This is a genomic window from Burkholderia sp. AU44665 (assembly GCF_030504405.1).
Taxonomy (GTDB): domain Bacteria; phylum Pseudomonadota; class Gammaproteobacteria; order Burkholderiales; family Burkholderiaceae; genus Burkholderia; species Burkholderia semiarida.
This window is the reverse complement of record NZ_JAUJRI010000005.1, coordinates 105585-120163: the sequence shown is the minus strand read 5'-3', so window position 1 is coordinate 120163 and position 14579 is coordinate 105585. Positions and strand designations below refer to the sequence as shown.

Here is a 14579-nt window from a genome sequence, read left to right as displayed (position 1 = left end):
TCCACCTGAGGAAACGTGTTCGCTAGCGGAGGATGATTCAGGAACGGCGCAACAACAGCGCGTAATTCCTGAACCGAAACCGAGCGACAACATGCCCGACCTGAACCACTACACGACGCAGCAAAACCCCATCGCCCACGCCGCTGCCGAAGCGCGCCACGCCATGGGCTTCCGTGAACACCACACGCCAGGCTTTGACGAGCCGAAGCGCATCCCAGCGCCTGCCGTTGCCAGCAGCAGCATGGACCTGTCGCGTGCCCTGACGCTGGGTGCCACTCCCGAGGGCGTGTACGGCCTGAACATGGTGCCGGCCGGCGAAACGACCGACCTGGACCCGCGCAGCGTCATCGAAGCGAATAGCCGCGTGGTGACGGCTGGTGCGCGCGTCATCATTGCGCACCCGAAGCCTGCGCCGACTTTCGACGGTCAGCCGGCGTTCTATCGTGACGCCGCCCTGGTGCGCGTAGTTGACCCGGCGGCCTTCGCTACTGTGGTTGATGGCGCCGATGCGACGCTTTCCGCGATGCCGATCCACGACGCAGCCTTTGGCTGGGGGACCACGCCGCACCAGGCATTCCGCGCAAAGATCACGCGTGCAGACCACCGTGCTATCGGCGGCGACCAATTGCATGACGCTTTCATGATTTCGGTGCTGCGTGGTTTGGGCGAACTGGCCGACAAGCTGCTGCTTACCGCGATCCTGGCAGCCACCCCGGCCGCGTTCACGTTTGGCGCCGCCGCTGCGCGCCACGCAAAGATTGACGAACTTCGCGCCCTGGTTGGCACGGCTGGCAACGGTGCGGAAATCGCTGGTGATGGTTCGTTCCGCGCTGCCGGCGTTTTCGCAGAACTGACCGCCGCGACCGACAAGACCGTGGTCGGCCTGTTTAATCGCGCCGCCATTGCGTTCCGGCCGGAACTGTCGGTGCATGTCAAGCGGCTGAACGCCAACGGCGACAGCGAACTGACCGTGTTCGCAAATGCGCAGGCCGTGTTGCCGAACGCCGCCGACTTCTGGACGGTGAGCGCGTAATGTTCGGCCGCCTCAGCGCCCTGGTGGGCGGCCAACAGCCCACCGCAACGCCCACCGACATGCTGCCGCCGGAACTGCAGACCGTCATTGCATCGGCCCGCGTCATGGAGCGGGAGGGTGCCGACGAGAACAGCCCGCGCATCCTGGTGCAAACCGCGCGCGGCAGCTTCTGGCGCGACGACAAGCAACCACGCGCCTGGCTTGCGGCGAACTGGGCGGAATTGAGCGAAGCGCAGACCATCCGCGCCCTTCAGTTGCTGGATGCGCGCGTTCTGGAAGCCCAGCGCGAGCATGCAGCGATAGCCGCTGCAGAACGTCGCGGCTATCGCTGGAAGGACTGGTCGCCGCTTGAACGTCTTTGACCTGGAAGCATGACATGCAACGCGAAAAAGTATCCATCACGCTGCCCGCTGCGCTGCGGGCGCAGCTTGAAGCCCAACGCCGCACCATGAGCGAACGCACGGGATGCGACCTGACGCTGAGCCAGACCGCGCAAGCGTTGCTGCAGCGCGCGCTGACGACGCAAACCGATCTGTCCCCGGCCGCTGGGTAAGCGGACAAGGCTACTCGCGCTGCCTTGGTTGAGAAAGCGCGCGAGCCTGGGAGTTTGCCGCACCAGGACGTTTGATGCCTACGCGGCTGTATCCGCGCTGGCAGACCGCCGGAAATAGTCTGCCACCCCTCACAGACCAGAAGCCCAATGAGAACCACAGAATTTGCAACCCGTTTAAACAGCGCCATCGAGCACCTAAAGGTGCGCCGAAATGTGCTGGCCACCGCTGATCTGCTGAGCCAAGCGGCGGTGGATTCAGTCGCAGAAATTCGCGCTGTAGTCACCGAACTAGAAGTGCTGGCAATCGACCTGGCGAACACCCAGCGCGAGGCAGCAAGAAGCCACCGTTCCACCTTGGAGTGTTGATCCATGCTGAAAATGATTTTGAAGCTCATCCGTGCCCGCCAGGGCAACGAGGACACAGCGCCTACTGCACCGTCAATCACTCCGTTGGCACTTGCCGACACCAAGCCGCGACAGGACCGCAGGAAGCTGAAACGCGTCAAACGCCGCGCATCGCCTGGTACTCGCAAGATCGATCCGAACGGCCCCTGGCTGGAACAAGCACGTGGAGCAAAAAATGGTCGATGAAAAAAATCTGTTTGCGTTGATTACTACGGCTGCAAGCACCGCTGCCGAGATTGCCAAAGACACGCGCCAAACGGCGGCGGATCGCGAAAAGGCGAGGCTCATCGGCGAGGCGATGAAAACATGGCGGGGCGCATCGTTCGCCTTCCGCGACTGGACGCCAGCACCGACGCCGACCCCCACCAAGCCCGACGAGAAAGCCGCATGAACGATTTCGCAATGACCGCGCTGGAACTGGCGAAGATGTTCGGACTTACGCCACGCCGCATCGGCCAATACCGCGACGACCAATTGCTGCCGACCGTCGAGCGCGGCAAGTTTGACGTTGCCTGGCTGCTGAACCTGCGCGTGGGTGAGAAGCGCGCGAGCAACCTGCGCAAGCGCCCCGACCGCGACACGCTGATGGCACTGGGCTGGCTGTCCGGCACAAACGACAATCCCAGCGAAGACGACCTGGCCGCGTTCGGCCGGCTGTTCGAACGCAACGGATTGACGCGTGACGCTGCGCTGCTGGCCGTTGGCCGCGCCTTGCAACTGGTGGCGCGATGAAGGGCCAAGCCTACCGCGCGCCCACGGCTGTGCTGATGACGGACGCGGAATTGTGGGATACGGCGGTGGCTGGGCTACTAGGCCCGGTGGTGACGCAGCGCGACCGTGAGCAGCGGCGCACCAATGCGCTGGCTCTGGCTGCCGCAGCCCTACGCGCCGCTGGGGAAGGGCAAATGGCGGCGGACCTGTTGGTAAGTTGAGGGGGCAGTCCGCCAAAACTAGCGGCTGCAGGCACCAGGCATTACATTAGCTCCTGTCTTGGGACTTGGGGGCTACTATGCCTGGGGTTATGCGGCTCCGCGTTTGGGACGTGGAGCACGGCGCTTGCGCCATGATTCAGCATGTCACGCCGACACCTACTGGCGATGTCGGCGGGAAGCTGGCGATGATCGATTCCGGGGATTCCGGTACATGGTCGCCCAGCGCCTACATTCGGTATGTCCTGGGCAGGACGACACTCGACTACCTGTTCATCACGAACGCGGACCAGGACCACATGAGCGACCTGCGCGGCCTGGAACGGGCTGGCGTGACCGTCGATACGCTCATCCGCAACACCTCTTACACTGGCGCCGCAATGCGCGCGATCAAACTAGGCGGCGGCCCATTGACTGGGGACGCTGAATGGTACGTGGGGGCGTGCGATAGCTACAGTGTGCCCACCCAGGCCCCGTTCAATCAGTGCATGAACGGGATCACCTACGAGGTATTCAGCAATCCGTTTCCGAGATTCACGGATACCAACAATCTAAGCCTGGTGGTGTTCATCCGTTATGCAGGCACGACTTTTCTTTTCCCAGGCGACTTGGAGCGTGACGGATGGCTTGCGCTGCTGCAGCGGCCAGATTTCCGCGTCCGCCTGGGTGACGTAGGCGTCCTGATGGCATCACACCACGGACGGGAAAACGGGTTCTGTCAGGAAGTATTCGACCACTGCTGGCCGCATGCTGTCGTCATTTCCGACAAGCCAATTGTCCATGACACGCAGCGCACTGTGCCGGACTATCGGGCCGTCGTGCGCGACAGCGGCGTGATAGTGAGAACGACCGGCAAGCGACGCCATGTTTTGACCACCAGGCGAGATGGCTGGATTCAGTTCGAAGTGGATGACAACGGCGTCTGTTTCATCGATACGGAGTGCCAAGGATGAAAGCCCGCTCGAATGTCCTGAAGGACGCGAACATTAAGTGGCTGGTTATGCTGGCCATCCTGGACGCGGCTGTGGTGCTTCTTTTCATTGCGCCTGAGTTGGTGGACGCCAGCAAGATGGCGATGCTCCGCGCCAGTGCAGCGCCGCTGTTGCCCGTGGTGATTCTGTTGCTGACAGGTCTTCTGTCGCACGATGCTAAGGCGCGGCTTGTGTACTGGAGGATCAAAAATCCGCTGCCAGGTAGCCAGGCGTTCACGAAGTACGCACCGGCAGATGCCCGCATCGACATGAAGGCGCTGGCAAAGAATGTCGGTGCCTTGCCGACCGATCCAGGCGAACAGAATGCGAAGTGGTACAAGCTCTATCGCCTGGTGGGCGATGACCCAGCCGTGTCGCACGCACACAAGCTCTACCTGATGTATCGGGACATGGCGGCCATGTCGTTGCTGTTAATCCCGCTGGTGCCAGCCGCGCTTTGGTACGCTGGGGCGCCGTCCACAAGCCGATGGATCGCTGGCGGGCTGTTTGGCCTGCAGTACCTTGTGTGCGCCATTGGAGCGCGTAACAGCGGCACGCGCTTTGTGTGCAACGTGTTGGCGGTTCACTCGACCACGAAGGTGAAGGCCGCTCTCGCTGGACGTGGCACAGCAATGCAGTAGCACCGAGTATTCACGTTCGTGAACTAAGCGTATGATTTTTAACGGATTTCTTGCGCTGGACTGCACCAAGCGGTATCATGCCGTCTCAATGGGACAACGTGGACCGAGCCATGCAATTGCCTGCCAGCGTGCAAGAAATAGCGGACGTGATAGGGCGTGAACGCGCGTTGTATCTGATTGGCCAACTGCCGCGATACGTTGGCGGCGTGAGTGGCAAGCAATCGTCGCGGGTCATCCTGTACGTGCCGACGCCGCAGCGCCTGCGGGACGATCATGACCTGGTGCGCATCTTGGGCCGCGCCGACGCCGAAGCGCTTTGCCGCGAGTTCGGCGGCCTAAATCTGAACCCACCAAACTGCAGCGAGATTTACCGCCGATACCGCGACCAGCAAATGGCGCGCATGGTTGGCGAGATGGTGGGCGAGGGATTGCCGAACGGGTACGCCGTCGCGCAGGTAGCAAGCCTGTTCGATGTGTCAGGCCGCACGGTGCGGAATGCATGTGCAGCCTGACGGTATCCGCGACGGTACGGCGAATGCAGCGAGTCTTGAAAGCCAATGCCCGTAAGGGTTTGGCCGGCTTGTTGACAATCGAGTGGGAGTGAGCATTTCGGCTAAATCGGCGTTCGATTCCGCTTGTGTCGTGGCGCATCGCTTGATGTCGCGATAGTTCGCAAGCGGATGACCGATTCGGTTGGCTTGCTGCCCCGGCTCACGCAGGGGCAAGAAGCGGCCTGGCAATGGATTGCCAGGCCGTTTTGCGTTAACGCATGAAATCGGCGAGCGTGGCGTTTTCCGTTCCGGGACCGGATACGTCACACATGCGCCCGCCCGAGCGACCGCAGATACATCGGCACTTTCGCCTTGGTCGTCGCCTGAACCCGTGACATCAGCGCATGATCGATGCGATCCAGCCCATAAGTCCGCGAAATGTCCTGCTGCAACCGGCACCACAGATGGCCAGCCATCTCCGCATCGACCATCGCGCGGTGCGCACGGCCCGATTGCGGCAGCCGCAGCATCTCGGCCAGGCTCGACAGGCGGTGACTGCGCGCGTCCGGGTAGATCCGTCGCGCCACCAGCATCGTGCACGCAAATGCATGGTCGGCCGACATGCCGAGCATCCCGAGTTCCGACTGCCAGAAGCGCTTGTCGAAACCGGCGTTGTGGGCCACGACCGCATGCTGGCCGACGAACGCCGCCGCTTCCTTCATGACTTCGGAAGCCGGGGGCGCCGCCGCGATCATGTCGTTCGTGATGCCCGTGAGCGCGACGACGTCGGACGGGATGCGTCGGCCTGCATTCATCAAACTCTGGAAACGGTCGACGACCTGCCCGTCGCGCAGCAGGATGACGGCAATTTCGGTTGCACGGTCGCCCAGATTCGGCGACAGCCCGGTTGTTTCGAAGTCCAGTACCGCGACGGTTTGCATGGTTGAATTCGGGTGCTTCATTAGAAGATGTCGAGTGTGGCCGAGAGGGTAGCATCTTCGGGCGCGCGAACGGCGGGTTCGTCGAGCGGCGAGTGGGCAGGCTGCCGATTGACGATAATGAAAATCTCAGCCCGTCGGGATGATTTTCAGTCTCGACCGCACCCGCGATAACGAAGGTGAATCAGCGGATAAGGCCGCCCTTGTCCATCCAGCTCCGATCGCCCGCAGCGCTCGAATCCGAGCCGTTCATAGAATCGTGCCGCCGCTTCGTTCTGTTCGTTGACGTCGGTCGACAGGTCGGGATGGCGCTTGATCGCCTCTTCGACGAGCAGCCGCCCGACCCCCGCGCGATGGTGGGCGGGATCGACGAACAGCGCTTCCATGTGGCTGCCGTCGAGCAGCATGAAGCCGATCGGGCGATCGGTTTCGTCGACGGCCAGATCGAGCGGTGCGCTCGGCAGGAACGCGACGACTTCGGATTCGATCGCGCGACGATCGTCTTCGCTCAGGAAGTGATGCGTGGCATCGACGGCTTGGCGCCAGATGTCCAGTACGCGTGTGCCGTCGGCCTCGGTGGATTGTCGAATTTTGATCATGGTTTGATATGGGATGACTTGGCGCTCGGCTGGGGCCGCCTCGGTGACGGAGCGAACGCGTCGCGGTAATGCACAAGCGACAGCGAAGTGTCACGCGGATGGCTGCCGCGCGTGCTCCAGCACCGCCGCCCGCTCGATCGCCCGTCGCGCGACATCGCGCACGCCCGCGCTCATCGGCAAATCGTCGCGGTCGAGTTCGTCGAGGCCGAACCAGCGCGCGTCGAGCGCGTCGTCGCCGGCGGCTGGCGTGCCGCGCAGCCATCTGCACAGCACCGCGACCATGATGAAATGCTGGCGCACGGCGCCGTGCGCATCGTAATCGAACGCGTCCAGCGCGGTAAAGGCGTCGAGCGCCTCCACGTCGATCGTCGTTTCTTCCGCGATCTCGCGCACGACCGCCTCGGCAAGCGGCTCGCCGGGCTCGATCTTGCCGCCGGGGAAGCCCCAGCAGCCGGCATCGGGCGGGTTCGCGCGGCGCACGAGCAGCACGTCGCGCTCGCGCAGCACGATGCCGATCACGGCGGGAACGGGGCGCAACGGTGCAGCGTTGCCGGTTGCGGACGTGCCGGTTGCGGACATGGTTGTGCCTACCTGCCGCTGCGAACGAATAGGTGAGTGTGCACGCCGCTCATCGCATGTCCCCGGTACGCCGTTCGATCGCGCGGATCACGGCGACCATGTCGGCCGCGCCATGTCCGGCCTGTTCGGTTTCGCCGTAAAGCGCATGGCAGATGTCGAGCAGCGGCGACGCGATGCCGATGCCGCGCGCGGACTCGGCGACGAGGCGCGCGTTTTTCAGCACGTCGCTGATCGCGGCCTGCACCGAGAAATCTTCCGTGACGAACTTGCCGAGCTTCACGCGCGACACGTCGCTCGCCATCGGGCCGGCATTCAGCACGTCGGCGAAGCGCGCGAGGTCGATGCCGTGACGTTGCGCGAAGTGCGTGGCTTCGGCGAGACCGGTGACCATCGTGATCAGGAACAGGTTGACCGCGAGTTTCATCGTCAGCGCCGCCGGCACTTCGCCGCACACGAAGCTGTCGCGGCACAGCGGCTTCACGAGCGTGCGGATGGCATCGACATCGTCCGGCGCGCCGGCCAGCATCACGACGAGCTGACCGGCTTCGGCCGGCTTGCGCGAGCCCGATACCGGCGCCTCGACGTAGCGGCCCGACGCGGCGGCGACGTCGTCGGCGAGCGCGCGAGAATACTCGGGCGCATTCGTGCCCATGTTGACGATCGTGTGTCCACCGACCCGCGCGGCAAAAGCACGTGTGCCGCGGGCGAGAGCGGCATCGATGGCCGCGTCGTTCGCGAGCATCAGGATCACGGTGCGGCAGGACGCGAATACGTCGTCGATGCCGTCGGCCACCCGTGCGCCGGCGTCGCGCAGTGCATCGTCGCTGCCGTGCGAACGACTCCACACGACGAGCGGCGTGCCGGCCCGCGCGAGATTGAGCGCCATCGGCGTGCCCATCACGCCGAGGCCGATGAATCCGACTGCGGTTTGCATGATGCTGCTCCCACGGTGAGTGATGCGATCGTGGGCGTCAGTATCGCAGCGTTTGCGCATGCCTGCCATCCGGCCCGCGCGACCGCGGCAGCCGGGTCATCGCCGCGACGCGATCTCCGCCAGGTACGGCCACGGATAGATGCCGCGTGCATGGCCGTCGCCGAACAGGAAGCGCACGCCGTAGCCGAGCGCTTCCACGCCGTCCAACGTCAGGCTGGCCCGCGCGTCGATATGGCCGCCATCGAAGCGGATTCTCCGGCATTGCGCACACGGGCAATCGCCGCGCAACCGCGCATAGCCGATGCGTTGCGTGACGCCGCCGGGCCAGTGCAACGTCAGTGCATGCGCGGGGTGATCGAGTGCAATTTCGGTCGGCGCGATCATCGCGACGCCTCGTCGATCTGTCCGATCGCGATCCGTGCGGCCTTGCGTACTTCGGGGTCGCGATCGTCGAGTGCGCCGTGCAGCGCCGGCAGCGTTTCCCGGTTGCGCAATTCGCCGAGCGCGAGTGCGGCTTCCTTGCGCAGATTGCTGATCGCATGCGAGAGCAGCGCGACGACGGCCGATGCCGCGGCCGCATCGCGCAATTGGCCGAGTGCGCGGACGGCGCGCACGCGCACTTGCCAGTAATCGTCGTCGAGCGCGGCGACGAGCGGGTCGCGCGCAACGGCGGCGCGCAGCTTGCCGAGCGTGGCAGCGGCTTCCTCGCGTACCTGCCATGCGGCGTCGCGCAGCGCGGCGAGCAATGCGGTGACGACGGCCGCATCGCTCGCCGAAGCAAATCCGATTGCGCCGACCGCGGCGCGCCGCACGTCCACATCGGTGTCCGTGGTCGCGACGCGCGCGAGCGGCGGCAGCGCGCGGCCGTCCTTGAGCCAGCCGAGCACGACGACCGCCTCGGCGCGGACGTCCGCATCGCTTGCATCGAGCGCGCGCAGCGCCGGCGCGAACGCATCGGGGTCGCGCAACTCGCGCAAGCCGCGCAGCACGGCGGCGCGCACGAACGGCTCGGGCCGGTCGGCCCAGCGGCACAGCACGGCGCCCGATGCCGCGCTCTTCAGTTCGGACAGGCTTTGCGCGGCGGTCGCGCGCACGCCGCCGTCCGGATCGAGCAGCGCGTGGCACAGCGCGTCGACGACATCGGGCTGCTCCCACGCGTCGAGCACGCGTGCAGCCTCGCGGCGCACATCGGCCGACGCATCGTCGCGCAGCGCCGCGACGAACGACGGCACGAGTTCGGGCGCTTCGAGATCGGCGAGTTCGAGCAGCGCGATGCGGCGCACCGATGCATCGGCTGCGGCAAGGCGCGCGACGAGCGCGGCGTGATCGGCGTGATCGGCGTGATCGCCGGCCGGCACGCCCGGAAGCGGAAAAGCGGAGGAAGAAGCGGTCATGGATAAAGTCGGTGCGGTGAACGGGCCGGCATGCGTACTGATGCGACGCTCGCGCAATAGCGCGAGACAGCGGCGCTCGATGTCGACGAAAGCCGGCTCGGTCGTGCCGTCGCCGGTGCGGGGCCGCGCGCCGTGTCAGCGCAGCAGGTAAGGGATGTCGACCCTGACCGCGCCGGTCGGGCAATCGCGTTCGCACGGCATGCAGTACCAGCATTCGTCGAACTGCATGTAGGCCTTGCCCTTGGTGACGTCGATCGCGAGCAGGTCGAGCGGGCATACGTCGACGCACACGGTGCAGCCCTTGTCGGCGATGCACAGCGACTCGTCGATCGTCACGGGCGCGCTGCTGCGCTGGAAGATGTCGTGCGGGGTATGCGGCATGGCAAGGCTCCTCAAAGGGCGGCCGCGAGCGCGGCCGGTTCGCGGATGCGCAATTGCGCGTAGGCGCCGCGTTCGTCGTCGGCAAGCGGCACGACGTACGGCTCGACCGGCCGCTTCTCGCTGCGCATCGCGCCCGCGGCATCCTTGCGCAGCCAGGTGTGGCAGAACCATTCGGCATCGTTGCGATGCGGAAAATCGACGCGATGGTGGTACAGCCCCCAGCGGCTTTCGGTGCGGAACAGCGATGCACGTGCGGCCATTTCCGCGCAGTCGCGGATCGCGCGCACTTCGGCCGCGCGCATCAGCTCGTGCGGATGGTTTGCTTTGATCTCTTCGATATCCTCGGTAATGGCGTCAAAGCGTTGCAGCCCGATTTCCATCTTGCGCGTCACCTTCGGCGGTTGCAGGTAGTCGTTCACCATGCGGCGCAGCTTGTACTCGACCTGCGCCGGCGCGAGGCCGCGCTCGCGCAGCAGCGGTGCGAGCACGCGGGTGCGCTCGGCGTCGACCTGTTCGTCGTCCACCGGCGCATGGTCGCGGCCGGCCACGTAATCGGCCGCGTTCTGCCCGGCGAACCAGCCGTACGTAAACGCCCCGAGCATGTAGTTGTGCGGGACGGCCGCCATGTCGCCCGCTGCGTAAAGCCCCGGCACGGTCGTCTCCGCGCGTGCATTCACGTACACGCCGGATGCGCTGTGGCCGCTGCAGAAGCCGATTTCGGAGATGTGCATCTCGACCATCTGGCGGCGGTAGTCGGTGCCGCGCCCCGCATGGAAGCGGCCGCGGCTCGGCCGTTCGTTCGTATGCAGGATCTGTTCGATGGTTTGGATCGTTTCTTCCGCGAGATGGTCGAGCTTCAGGAATACCGGGCCGTTGCCGCTTTGCAGTTCCTGGTAGAACTCCCACATCATCTGGCCGCTCCAGTAGTCGCATTCGATGAAGCGTTCGCCCTTGCCGTTCGCGGTGAATCCGCCCAGGGGCCCCGTCACGTACGCGCACGCCGGACCGTTGTAGTCCTTGATCAGCGGATTGATCTGGAAGCATTCGAGATTCGCGAGCGCCGCGCCCGCGTGATAGGCCATCGCGTAGCCGTCGCCCGCGTTGGTCGGGTTCTCGTACGTGCCCATCAGGTAGCCCGACGCCGGCAGGCCCAGGCGGCCGGCCGCGCCGCAGCACAGGATCACGGCCTTCGCGCGGATCGCGTGGAACTCGGCGGTGCGGCAGTCGAAGCCGAGCACGCCGCTCGCGCGGCCCTGCGCGTCGGTCAGCACGCGCGTCGCGACGATCCGGTTCGTGATCGCGATGCGTGCGCGCTTCAGTTGCCGGTACAGCACCTTCTTGATGTCGTGTCCTTCCGGCATCGGCAGCACGTATGAGCCCATGTGGTGGACCTTCTTCACCGCGTAGTCGCCGGTGCCGTCCTTCTCGAACTTCACGCCCCAGCGATCGAGCTGCTCGATCGTCGTGAAGCTGTGCGCCGCGTACGCGTACACGGCCGCTTGATCGACGATCCCGTCGTTGGCGATCGTGATCTCGCGCGTGTACTGCTCGGGCGTCGCATGGCCGGGAATCACCGCGTTGTTCAGGCCGTCCATCCCCATCGAGATCGCGCCGCTGCGTTTGACATTGGCCTTCTCGAGCAGCAGCACGCGCAGCGACGGATCGCGCTCCTTCGCCTTGATGGCCGCCATCGGCCCGGCCGTGCCGCCGCCGACCACGACGATGTCGTATTCGTGCACATGGGTGTTCATCGTGGGTTCCTTGCAGGTTTGCGCGCCTTCTGCCGGTCGACGCGCAACCGGTACTGGAAGGCGTCGCCGCGGAAGTACAGGTGTTCGTAGTCGATCGGCGCCCCCGACGCGTCGTGCGTGAGGCGCTCGATGCGCAGCACGGGGCTGCTTTCCTCGACGTGCAGTGCGTCGACGATGTCGTCGTCGGCGAGGATCGCGTCGATCGACACGTCGGCGTGGCCGAGCGGGATGCCGCAGTCGTTCTCCAGGATCAGGAAGATGTCGCGGGTCGCGAGATCGGCACCCGCGAGCCGCTTGCCGAGCGCCTCCGGCACCCAGGTCTGTTCGAGCGACACGGGTTCGCGGTTCAGCAGCCGCACGCGATGGATCTCGACGAGCGGCGCGCCTTCCGGCACGTTCAGCTTCGTCGCGAGATGGCGATCGGCCTTCACGGTGCGCAGGCTGCGCAACTGGTTGACGATCTCGTAGCCCATCGACGACATCGCCTCGGCGAACCCTTGCAGCGACGTCACGTTCTGGAAGGCCTTCGGCTTCGACACGAACGTGCCCTTGCCGTGCAGCTTGAACAGCAGGCCTTCCTTCTGCAGGTCGCCGAGCGCCTGGCGCACCGTGATGCGGCTGACGTCGAACATCGCGCACAGTTCGTGCTCGGACGGCATCCGGCTGTGCGGCGCATAGGTGCCGTCGAGAATGCGCGCGCGCAGCGTGTCCTTGATCTGCACGTAGAGCGGGGCCGCTGACAGCGGCACGACGTTGGGTGGGGGCATCGGTCAACTTGTTATGACAAGATGAGGCGAGTGTAGCCAGCGCAAGGGCGCGCCCCAACCAAGCATTTCTGATTTCGATTTCCCGTGGCGGAAAAAGGGGGCGGCGACGTGAGCGGGTGAACCGACCCTTGCGAGGCGAGCGGGATCGCCGACAATAAAAAAACGTGGCCCGATGCGCGCCGCATGTCGATTCCCGGATGCGTCGCCCGTCGTATCGATATCGACCGGGCAGTGCGCCGCGCCATGCGGCCGGCACCCCGGTTTTCCGCGAATGGCGCAACGAACGAGGAGAGACCCCATGACACGCCACATGCCGGATTCCCGATACCGCTGGGTCATTGTCGCCGCGGGCGGCCTGATGGGCTGCGTCGCGATCGGCGCGATGTTTTCGTTGCCGGTGTTCCTGCGGTCCATCGCGCACGATACGGGCTGGTCGATGACCGGTATTTCCGCGGCGATGACGCTCGGCTTCATCGCGATGGCGTTTGCGAGCATGGCGTGGGGCAGCCTGTCGGACCGCGTCGGCACGCGGCCCGTCGTCATCGCGGGGGCCGTGCTGTTGTCGGCCAGCCTGGCGCTCGCGAGCCGCGCGCCGTCGCTGCTGGTGTTCCAACTTACCTTCGGGCTGGCCGTCGGCAGCGCGACGGCCGCGATATTCGCACCGATGATGGCGTGCGTGACCGGCTGGTTCGACACGCACCGCAGCCTCGCGGTGTCGCTCGTGTCGGCCGGCATGGGAATGGCGCCGATGACGATGGCGCCGCTGGCCGCGTGGCTCGTGTCGGTGCGAGACTGGCGCATGTCGATGCTGCTGATCGCCGTGCTGGCGGCCGTCGTGATGATTCCGGTGTCGCTGCTGGTGCGCCGGGCGCCCGCGCTCGAGTACGCGCCCGCGCAGGCGGCGGCCGAGTCGGCGCCTGCCGGCGCGCCGGCCCCGACGATGTCGGTCGCGGATGCGCTGCGCTCGCCGCAGTTCATGGTGCTGGTGCTGACCAACTTCTTCTGTTGCGCGACGCATTCGGGCCCGATCTTCCATACGGTCAGCTACGCGGTGACCTGCGGGATTCCGCTGATCGTCGCCGTGTCGATCTACAGCGTCGAAGGGCTGGCCGGCATGGGCGGCCGGATCGCGTTCGGGATACTCGGCGACCGCCTCGGCGCCAAGCGCATGCTGGTCGCCGGACTGCTCGCGCAGGCATTCGGCGCGCTCGGCTACTACTTCGTGCGCACGCTCGACGGCTTCTACGCGGTCGCGACGCTGTTCGGCTTCATCTATGCGGGCGTGATGCCGCTGTATTCGGTGCTCGCGCGCGAGAATTTCCCGCTGCGCATGATGGGCACGGTGATTGGCGGCTGTGCGATGGCCGGCAGCCTGGGGATGGCCGCGGGCCCGGTGGCCGGCGGGCTGATCGTCGATGCGCTCGGCAGCTACGGCTGGCTGTACCTCGGCTCGTTCGCGATCGGGATCGGCGCGTTCCTGATCGCGACGCTGTTCCGCCCGTTCGCGAAAGCGCGACAGGAAACGGTGGCTGCGTAATCGGGCTGGGAGTGGGGCGCCTCGCGTTTTCTCGGGGTGGGCAGCGGCCACCGCCCTGGCGCTATAAAAAATGGGTCGGACATCGCGCCCGGTCGGACGCGGCCGAACGGCGCTCGGCCTGCTGCGGCGCAGCAGCGCGGCAAGTGGCTGCGATCGGCGCGCATGCGCTGCGATTCGGCCCCTAAAAGCACAATATCGAGCATGTATTCGAAGGGCCTGTCATACCGGCGTCACCCTGATAGAATTCGGCCTGCCGCATTGTTCCGATTGACTGATGAGATTGCTTGACGCTCTGGTCGAACAACGTATTGCCGCCGCCGCCGCGCGGGGCGAGTTCGACGATTTGCCGGGTACCGGCGCGCCGCAGGCGCTGGATGACGACCTGCTCGTGCCCGAGGAGGTGCGGGTGGCCAACCGTATCCTGAAGAATGCGGGCTTCGTGCCGCCGGCCGTCGAACAACTGCGCGCGCTGCGCAACCTGCACGACGAGGTGCAGGCGGTCAGCGACCGCGCCGCGCGCTGCCGGCTGCAAGCGAAGATCCTCGCGCTCGACATGGCGCTCGAATCGCTGCGCGGCGGCCCGATGGTGATGCCGCGCGACTACTGCCGGCGTATCGCGGAACGCCTGTGCGAGCGCGGGCTCGACGAAGCGCCCGCCGAAGCGGGGCCGATGTGA

The 14579-nt window shown here is 65.6% G+C and carries 21 protein-coding genes and 1 pseudogene; 12 read left to right on the top strand and 10 right to left on the bottom strand.

The window, feature by feature from the left end; all coding sequences use genetic code 11:
• The first annotated feature begins 91 nt into the window (after positions 1-91).
• The 10 genes from QZM15_RS13390 (at position 92) to QZM15_RS13345 (ending at position 5044) form a co-directional block, all read left to right on the top strand.
• Positions 92-1033 carry a hypothetical protein gene (locus QZM15_RS13390; RefSeq protein ID WP_302106551.1) on the top strand — a complete coding sequence of 314 codons (942 nt, stop codon included), beginning with the start codon at positions 92-94 and terminating at the stop codon, positions 1031-1033.
• Positions 1033-1395, top strand: coding sequence for a hypothetical protein (locus QZM15_RS13385; RefSeq protein ID WP_302106550.1), 363 nt, complete (start codon positions 1033-1035; stop codon positions 1393-1395). Before QZM15_RS13390 ends, QZM15_RS13385 begins: the two co-directional genes overlap by 1 nt.
• A gap of 14 nt (positions 1396-1409) precedes the next feature.
• Entirely contained in the window at positions 1410-1586 is a 177-nt protein-coding gene (locus QZM15_RS13380; protein WP_302106549.1) for a hypothetical protein, read from the top strand.
• A 147-nt stretch (positions 1587-1733) separates the two neighbouring features.
• Entirely contained in the window at positions 1734-1952 is a 219-nt protein-coding gene (locus QZM15_RS13375; protein ID WP_302106548.1) for a hypothetical protein, read from the top strand.
• 3 nt (positions 1953-1955) lie between these two features.
• Entirely contained in the window at positions 1956-2177 is a 222-nt protein-coding gene (locus tag QZM15_RS13370) for a hypothetical protein (RefSeq protein WP_302106547.1), read from the top strand.
• Entirely contained in the window at positions 2167-2382 is a 216-nt protein-coding gene (locus tag QZM15_RS13365) for a hypothetical protein (protein WP_302106546.1), read from the top strand. The genes QZM15_RS13370 and QZM15_RS13365 overlap by 11 nt, the downstream gene beginning before the upstream one ends.
• Positions 2379-2723 (top strand): hypothetical protein, encoded by a 345-nt coding sequence (locus QZM15_RS13360; RefSeq protein ID WP_302106545.1) that lies wholly within the window; start codon positions 2379-2381, stop codon positions 2721-2723. The genes QZM15_RS13365 and QZM15_RS13360 overlap by 4 nt, the downstream gene beginning before the upstream one ends.
• 331 nt (positions 2724-3054) lie before the next feature.
• On the top strand, positions 3055-3873 hold the full coding sequence (locus QZM15_RS13355; RefSeq protein WP_302106544.1) for a ComEC/Rec2 family competence protein: 819 nt from the start codon (positions 3055-3057) through the stop codon (positions 3871-3873).
• On the top strand, positions 3870-4532 hold the full coding sequence (locus QZM15_RS13350) for a hypothetical protein (RefSeq protein WP_302106543.1): 663 nt from the start codon (positions 3870-3872) through the stop codon (positions 4530-4532). The genes QZM15_RS13355 and QZM15_RS13350 overlap by 4 nt, the downstream gene beginning before the upstream one ends.
• A gap of 110 nt (positions 4533-4642) precedes the next feature.
• The gene (locus tag QZM15_RS13345; protein ID WP_302106542.1) at positions 4643-5044 is read left to right on the top strand and encodes a hypothetical protein; all 402 of its coding nucleotides are present in this window, start codon (positions 4643-4645) and stop codon (positions 5042-5044) included.
• A gap of 302 nt (positions 5045-5346) precedes the next feature.
• On the opposite strand, the gene QZM15_RS13340 is transcribed toward QZM15_RS13345, so the two are convergent.
• From QZM15_RS13340 to QZM15_RS13300, 10 genes and pseudogenes are all read right to left on the bottom strand, one after another.
• Positions 5347-5964, bottom strand: a complete 618-nt coding sequence (locus QZM15_RS13340; protein WP_059645438.1) for a PolC-type DNA polymerase III — start codon at positions 5962-5964, stop codon at positions 5347-5349.
• Between the two features lie 146 nt (positions 5965-6110).
• Positions 6111-6560, bottom strand: coding sequence for an acetyltransferase (locus QZM15_RS13335; RefSeq protein WP_302106541.1), 450 nt, complete (start codon positions 6558-6560; stop codon positions 6111-6113).
• A gap of 90 nt (positions 6561-6650) precedes the next feature.
• Positions 6651-7139: an NUDIX hydrolase gene (locus QZM15_RS13330; RefSeq protein WP_302106540.1), complete on the bottom strand. Its 489-nt coding sequence runs from the start codon at positions 7137-7139 to the stop codon at positions 6651-6653.
• Between the two features lie 49 nt (positions 7140-7188).
• Positions 7189-8133 (bottom strand): NAD(P)-dependent oxidoreductase, encoded by a 945-nt coding sequence (locus QZM15_RS13325; RefSeq protein WP_302106539.1) that lies wholly within the window; start codon positions 8131-8133, stop codon positions 7189-7191.
• A gap of 36 nt (positions 8134-8169) precedes the next feature.
• Entirely contained in the window at positions 8170-8457 is a 288-nt protein-coding gene (locus tag QZM15_RS13320; protein ID WP_059573720.1) for a gamma-butyrobetaine hydroxylase-like domain-containing protein, read from the bottom strand.
• On the bottom strand, positions 8454-9467 hold the full coding sequence (locus tag QZM15_RS13315; protein WP_302106538.1) for a HEAT repeat domain-containing protein: 1014 nt from the start codon (positions 9465-9467) through the stop codon (positions 8454-8456). Before QZM15_RS13315 ends, QZM15_RS13320 begins: the two co-directional genes overlap by 4 nt.
• Positions 9468-9515: 48 nt before the next feature.
• Positions 9516-9596: pseudogene (locus tag QZM15_RS33990) on the bottom strand (ABC transporter ATP-binding protein); the annotation flags it as partial.
• Positions 9597-9602: 6 nt separating this feature from the next.
• The gene (locus QZM15_RS13310) at positions 9603-9848 is read right to left on the bottom strand and encodes a ferredoxin family protein (protein ID WP_124864134.1); all 246 of its coding nucleotides are present in this window, start codon (positions 9846-9848) and stop codon (positions 9603-9605) included.
• 11 nt (positions 9849-9859) lie between these two features.
• On the bottom strand, positions 9860-11599 hold the full coding sequence (locus QZM15_RS13305; RefSeq protein ID WP_060316695.1) for a fumarate reductase/succinate dehydrogenase flavoprotein subunit: 1740 nt from the start codon (positions 11597-11599) through the stop codon (positions 9860-9862).
• Complete coding sequence (locus QZM15_RS13300; protein WP_059573723.1) at positions 11596-12366, bottom strand: GntR family transcriptional regulator; 771 nt, start codon at positions 12364-12366, stop codon at positions 11596-11598. The genes QZM15_RS13305 and QZM15_RS13300 overlap by 4 nt, the downstream gene beginning before the upstream one ends.
• 310 nt (positions 12367-12676) lie before the next feature.
• On the opposite strand from QZM15_RS13300, the gene QZM15_RS13295 reads away from it, so the two are divergent.
• Positions 12677-13903, top strand: a complete 1227-nt coding sequence (locus QZM15_RS13295) for an MFS transporter (RefSeq protein ID WP_302106629.1) — start codon at positions 12677-12679, stop codon at positions 13901-13903.
• 274 nt (positions 13904-14177) lie between these two features.
• The gene (locus QZM15_RS13290) at positions 14178-14579 is read left to right on the top strand and encodes a DnaJ family domain-containing protein (RefSeq protein ID WP_012328731.1); all 402 of its coding nucleotides are present in this window, start codon (positions 14178-14180) and stop codon (positions 14577-14579) included.